This is a genomic window from Pseudobacter sp. (assembly GCF_051955275.1).
Classification (GTDB): domain Bacteria; phylum Bacteroidota; class Bacteroidia; order Chitinophagales; family Chitinophagaceae; genus Pseudobacter.
This window is the reverse complement of the sequence record NZ_JBQCGW010000098.1, coordinates 1-6577: the sequence shown is the minus strand read 5'-3', so window position 1 is coordinate 6577 and position 6577 is coordinate 1. Positions and strand designations below refer to the sequence as shown.

Genomic DNA, 6577 nt, shown 5'->3' with positions numbered 1-6577 from the left:
GACCGCTATTTGTTCGCCTCCGGCGAACACTGTGTTGCCGGAGGCGACGAAATATAAGTCACTCGCGGGGACGCGAGCGACTGGCGCTCTCCGATATAATTTAATTGGCTGTTGCTTTTGCCGGTTGAGCTGCCTGGTTCTCAGGACGAAGGCTTCTCACCGTTCTGCCAGCCTGCCACATTTCACTTTCACGGAGTTCTTTCAGTTCTGCATCCAGCTTCTCACGATAGTCTGCCTGGCTGTTGCTGCTGATGGAGCGGCCTGCTTCCTTACCGGCAGCAACGCTTTCATACAGTTCAGTGAATACAGGCAATGTAGCGTCGCGGAACTTTTTCCACCAGTCGAGCGCACCGCGCTGTGCGGTGGTAGAACAGTTGGCATACATCCAGTCCATTCCATTTTCCGCTACCAGTGGCATCAGGGATTGTGTGAGCTCTTCCACTGTTTCGTTGAAGGCTTCGGAAGGCGTGTGGCCTTTCTTGCGGAGCACTTCATACTGAGCAGCAAAGATGCCCTGGATTGCGCCCATCAGGGTGCCACGCTCACCGGTGAGGTCAGAGTATACTTCTTTTCTGAAATCTGTTTCAAACAGGTAGCCGCTGCCGATAGCGATACCCAGCGCCACCACTCTTTCAAAAGCGCGGCCGGTTGCATCCTGGAAAATAGCGTAAGAGCTGTTCAGACCACGTCCCTGGAGGAACATCCTGCGGAGCGAAGTACCGGAACCCTTAGGTGCTACCAGGAATACATCCACGTCAGCAGGAGGAACGATACCGGTCTGATCATTATAAGTAATGCCGAAGCCATGAGAGAAATAAAGGGCTTTACCCGGAGTCAGGTGTTTCTTCACTGTAGGCCACATGGCAATCTGTGCAGCATCGCTGAGCAGATAACAGATCACGGTGCCACGCTCCAGTGCTTCTTCGATCTCGAAGAGTGTTTCTCCGGGAACAAAACCATCACGAACGGCCTTATCCCAGCTCTTTGAATTTTTGCGCTGGCCAACAATCACATTCACACCATTGTCTTTCTGATTGAGCGCCTGTCCGGGACCTTGCACACCGTAACCGATCACGGCCACTACTTCGTCCTTTAAAATTGCCTGCGCTTTGGCCAGAGGAAATTCTTCGCGGGTTACTACATTTTCTTCAACACCGCCGAAATTGAGTTTTGCCATTGTCGTAATTGTTTATGGTTGTTAGAAACTTTGGTTATTGTTGTATTTTTATAAACTGAATACTTCGCCTTTACGATTGAGAAATTCATTCTCTATCACTTCTTCGCCCGGAAGGGTCTCTTCAAACTCTTTCAATTTTTCGTGGAAGCCATTGCTGGCCTTGATAATTGCTACCCTGCCGCTTCTCACGAACTCGATGAGACCATATGGCTCCAGCACGCTGATGAGCTTGTCTGTTTCCTCACGGTGACCGGTTGTTTCAAACACGGTGTAATCTTTACGGATCACCACCGCACGGGCGCCATGCTCTCGGAGCAACCTTTCCACTTTCACTTTCTCTGCGATCTCATCCGTTGGCACTTTGTACATGGCCAGTTCCTGCCATACGATCTCTTCACCGGTATTGTAATAAGCTCTCAATACTTCCACCTGCTTTTCTATCTGGCGTACCAGCTTGCTTACCACTTCTTCGGATTCATTGATCACGATGGTGAAGCGATGGATGCCATCCACTTCACTGGGCGAGGTGTTGAGACTGTCAACATTTATTTTCCTGCGCGAAAACATGATGGCGATGCGATTGAGCAAGCCGATCTGGTTTTCGGTATATACTGTTACTGTGAATTCCTGCTTTGACATACGTTTTGTTTTAGATGTTCGGCGGGTGCCCGGTCGCTCGCGCCCCCGCGAGTGACTTTTATTCCGTCGCCGGAGGCGAGCAACTGGGCACACCTTGTTATTTCAGCCTGATCTCAGATACGCTGCATCCCTGCGGCACCATGGGGAATACGTTGTTCTCCTTGCCTACCATCACTTCCAGCAGGTAGGAACCTTTATGGTCCAGCATCGCTTTCAATGCATCGCGCAGCTTTTCACGTTCGCTCACTTTCTGCCCATCGATATGATAAGCTTTGGCGAGGGCCACAAAATCAGGACTGGTGATATTCACGAAAGAATAGCGCTTGTCGTTGAACAGTTGCTGCCATTGACGCACCATTCCCAGGAATTCATTATTCAGGATCAGGATCTTCACATCGATACCGCTCTGCATGATGGTTCCCATTTCCTGGAGTGTCATCTGAAATCCGCCATCACCGATCACTGCAACTACCGTACGCTCCGGTGCACCGAATTTGGCGCCGATGGCTGCAGGTAATGCATATCCCATAGTGCCCAAACCACCGCTGGTGATATTGCTGCGGCTCTGCGTGAACTTCGCATAACGGCAGGCCACCATCTGGTGCTGACCTACATCCGTTACCACTACAGCATCCCCGCCGGTGAGCTCATTCAATACCCTGATCACTTCACCCATGGTGAGCACCTCCGATTCAGGATGCAGTTCAGGATGGATACACTGGTCAACTTCCTGCTGCTCATAATCCCGGAATTTCTGTAACCACTGCGGATACACTTTCTGTTCTATGAGCTCGGTGAGCAATGGCAATGTTTCCTTGCAATCGCCCCATACAGGCACTTCAGCCTTCACGTTCTTGTCTATCTCAGCCGGATCGATATCCAGGTGGATCACTTTAGCCTGTTTGGCGTATTTATCGAGACGGCCGGTAACGCGGTCATCAAAGCGCATACCGATAGCGATGAGCACATCACATTCATTGGTGAGTACATTCGGGCCATAATTACCGTGCATACCCAGCATACCCACATGCTGAGGATGATCTGTAGGCAGTGCGCTCAAACCCATGATGGTGGCGGCTGCGGGGATACCGCTCTTCTCCAGGAACCTTTTGAATTCCTGTTCTGCCTTGCCCAGGATCACACCCTGACCAAAGAGAATGAACGGTTTTTCAGCAGCATTGATCAATGCTGCTGCTTCCTTTACATATTCTTTGCGGATGATGGGTTTGGGACGGTAGCTGCGGACATGATCGCATTTCTTATATCCTTCGTATTCGAATTGCTGGATCTGTGCATTCTTGGTGATATCGATCAGTACAGGACCGGGGCGGCCGCTGCGCGCGATATAAAATGCCTTTGCCATTACGGCGGGGATCTCGGTTGCATCCGTTACCTGGTAGTTCCATTTGGTAACCGGTGTGGTGATATTGATCACATCGGTTTCCTGGAAGGCATCGGTGCCGAGCAGGTGCGCAAACACCTGGCCGGTAACTGCAACCAGTGGCGTACTGTCGATCATGGCATCGGCCAAACCTGTCACCAGGTTGGTAGCACCGGGACCGCTGGTGGCGAACACAACACCCACGTTTCCTGAAGTTCTCGCAAAGCCTTGCGCAGCATGTATCCCACCCTGCTCATGACGGACGAGTATATGTTTCAGCTTTTCCTGGTAATCATACAATGCATCATAGATAGGCATGATGGCGCCTCCGGGATATCCGAAGATAGTGTCCACCCCTTCTGCAAGGATCGACTCCAGCACGGCCACAGAACCACTGACTGTAGTGGTGGCTTTTTGCTCTTCCTTTGCGGGTGTGGGCGCTGCCGTTGTTGTGCTCATAAATTATTATTTAATGTTGAAGGGTTAAGGAGGTTATGCCTCATCGGTTACACAGCCTTCCGCTGCGTTCTTAACACTCTTCGCGTATTTGAATAGAATTCCCTTGGTTACTTTCAGTGCAGGCTGCTTCCAGGCAGCCTTTCTTTTTGCGATCTCTTCTTCAGAAACCTTGAGCGTGATGGTGTTCTTCACTGCATCCAGTTCAATGGGGTCGCCATCCTGAACTATTGCTATCAATCCACCTTCATATGCTTCCGGCGTGATATGGCCTACTACAAATCCGTGGGTACCACCGCTGAAACGGCCATCAGTGATCAGTGCGATGCTTTTGCCCAATCCCGCACCAATGAGTGCAGACGTAGGTTTCAGCATTTCCGGCATACCGGGTGCGCCTTTCGGACCAACATTCCTGATCACCACCACATCTCCGTGCTGGATCTTTCCGCTGTTGATACCATCGATCAGTTGAAACTCTCCGTCGAACACACGTGCAGGACCTGCAAAGAACTCCCCTTCCTTACCGCTGATCTTGGCTACACTGCCGCCTGATGCCAGGTTACCGTAAAGGATCTGGAGGTGACCGGTTGCCTTCAATGGTGTTTCCAGTGGCAGGATGATCTTCTGAGTTTCAAAATCCAGGTCAGGAATGGACTCCAGGTTCTCTGCCAGCGTTTTACCGGTAACGGTCAGGCAATCCCCGTGCAGCAGTCCTTTTTTCAGCAGGTACTTCATTACGGCAGGAACGCCGCCATGCTGGTGAAGGTCCTGCATCAGGTATTTGCCGCTGGGCTTGAAGTCAGCCAGCACGGGCACCCTGTTGCTGATGTCCTGGAAATCGTCCTGTGTAACGGTAACGCCTACACTCTTAGCCATGGCAATGAGGTGGAGCACGGCGTTGGTGCTTCCGCCGAGGATCATGATCACGGTAATGGCATTCTCAAATGCTTTGCGCGTCATGATATCGGAAGGCTTGATATCTTTTTCGAGAAGAAGACGGATCGCTTTTCCGGCTGCCAGGCACTCCGCTTTCTTTTCATCGCTGAGGGCCGGATTGGAAGATGAGTAAGGAAGGCTCATGCCCAGTGCTTCGATGGCCGATGCCATGGTATTGGCCGTGTACATGCCGCCGCAGGCGCCTGCACCAGGACAGGAGTGTTGTACGATGCCTTTGAAATCCGCATCGGACAGGTTGCCTGCCAGTTTCTGGCCAAGTGCTTCGAAGGCAGACACAATGTTGAGGTCCTGACCTTTGTAATGGCCGGGGGCAATGGTGCCGCCGTATACCATGATGGCAGGCCTGTTCAGCCTTCCCATGGCGATGATGGAGCCGGGCATATTTTTATCGCAACCGGGGATGGCAATTACTGAGTCATAATATTGCGCACCGCAAACCGCCTCAATGGAGTCGGCAATGATATCACGGCTTACCAGGGAATAACGCATGCCTTCCGTTCCGTTGCTGATACCATCGCTTACGCCGATGGTATTGAAGATAAGGCCTACCAGGTCCTGCGCCCATACGCCTTTCTTGACGATGGCTGCCAGGTCATTGAGGTGCATATTGCAGGTATTGCCATCGTAGCCCATGCTGACGATGCCCACCTGTGCTTTAGCCAGATCTTCGTCTGTTAATCCGATGCCATAGAGCATTGCCTGTGCCGCTGGTTGCGTTACATCCTGAGTGATGGTGCGTGAATATTTGTTGAGTGCCATTTGTTCGGTTATGCGTTTGGTTTTCTGAGTTCGATTTGATCTTGATGAGCCGGACTGGCGGCCCTCTGAGTGTGCCCGGAAGTCGCCAGTGTGTGCCCGGTCGCCCGCCTCCCGGCGAGTGACTTCTATTTCTTCGCCTCCGGCGAAATTCATTTCCCTTAGCTGACGGCTACGCCTGCTTCTGTGACCTTAGCCTTATATAATTTCTGTAATTTCTTTCCAAAGGAACTCTCCCAGGGTTTAGGGAAAGTATAATCATCCAGTGACTCAAATCCTACCACTTCAGCTGCAGTGCCGCAGAAGAATGCACTGTCAGCGGTTTTCAGTTCAGCCGGGGTGAAATGTTGCTGTACTACTTCAATATCCAGTTCTTCACACATTTCAATAACGGTTGCACGGGTGATGCCCGGCAGGATATTTCCTAACGGTGGCGTATACACTACACCGTCTTTTTCATAGAACATGTTGGCGCCAGGGCCTTCAGCCACATGACCATTCATGTCTACCAGCAGCGCTTCATCAAAGCCTTTGGCCTTGGCATCCTGGCTGGCGAGAATGGAGTTAACATAGTGACCGGTAGCTTTTGCCTGGATCTTGAAACCAAGCGGGTTGGGCCTTTGCCAGGGAGAGGTCATCACACGGAGATTCTTCTCACCCAGGAACAATCCCATTTCCCAGACAGCGATCATGATGTTCGATTCGGTGTTCGGATTGAAGCCCATGTTTGCAGGGGCAAATACAAGCGGACGGATATATGCGTTCTGCAGGTTGTTACGCTGCAATACTTCATAGGTAGCGTTGATCAGTTCTTCTGTGGTCCAGTGCCAGGGCATATTGAGCGCTTCTGCAGAGGCTTTCAGCCTTTCGTAATGCTCAACGGCCTTGAAGATCTTTGTTTCGCCGCTCTCAGTGCGGTAAGAGCGGATGCCTTCAAATACGCCATATCCATAGTGAAGGGTCTGGCTATACAGGTCTGTGCGCGTTTCCGCGGCTTTCAGGTATTCTCCATTATAATAGAGAACCGTTTGGTTGTTGTAATAATTTCACATTAATTAATTTTTTTTTTCACCTAGCTTTTGTTCGCAAAAAAAAAAAAGCGACCCGCCTTTGGGAGGCGGGTCGCTTTGTATGATTAAACTTTTTATTAGTTTTCGCTACACTCCACCTCCGTTCTGTACGGGAATAATAATAATCACGACCACCACAAT

General features: G+C 50.9%; 4 protein-coding genes and 1 pseudogene. All 5 read right to left on the bottom strand.

Translation table 11 applies throughout. From position 1 onward, the window contains the following. Window positions 1-100 precede the first annotated feature (100 nt). Window positions 101-1177: a ketol-acid reductoisomerase gene (gene ilvC / locus ACTHMC_RS08175; protein ID WP_440412455.1), complete on the bottom strand. Its 1077-nt coding sequence runs from the start codon at window positions 1175-1177 to the stop codon at window positions 101-103. A 48-nt stretch (window positions 1178-1225) separates the two neighbouring features. Beyond that, window positions 1226-1816, bottom strand: coding sequence for an acetolactate synthase small subunit (gene ilvN, locus ACTHMC_RS08170; protein WP_440412454.1), 591 nt, complete (start codon window positions 1814-1816; stop codon window positions 1226-1228). 97 nt (window positions 1817-1913) lie between these two features. Further along, on the bottom strand, window positions 1914-3656 hold the full coding sequence (gene ilvB, locus ACTHMC_RS08165) for a biosynthetic-type acetolactate synthase large subunit (RefSeq protein WP_440412452.1): 1743 nt from the start codon (window positions 3654-3656) through the stop codon (window positions 1914-1916). Between the two features lie 33 nt (window positions 3657-3689). Then, on the bottom strand, window positions 3690-5369 hold the full coding sequence (ilvD, locus tag ACTHMC_RS08160; protein WP_440412451.1) for a dihydroxy-acid dehydratase: 1680 nt from the start codon (window positions 5367-5369) through the stop codon (window positions 3690-3692). Between the two features lie 158 nt (window positions 5370-5527). Then, window positions 5528-6391: pseudogene (locus ACTHMC_RS08155) on the bottom strand (branched-chain amino acid transaminase); the annotation flags it as partial. Window positions 6392-6577 lie beyond the last annotated feature (186 nt).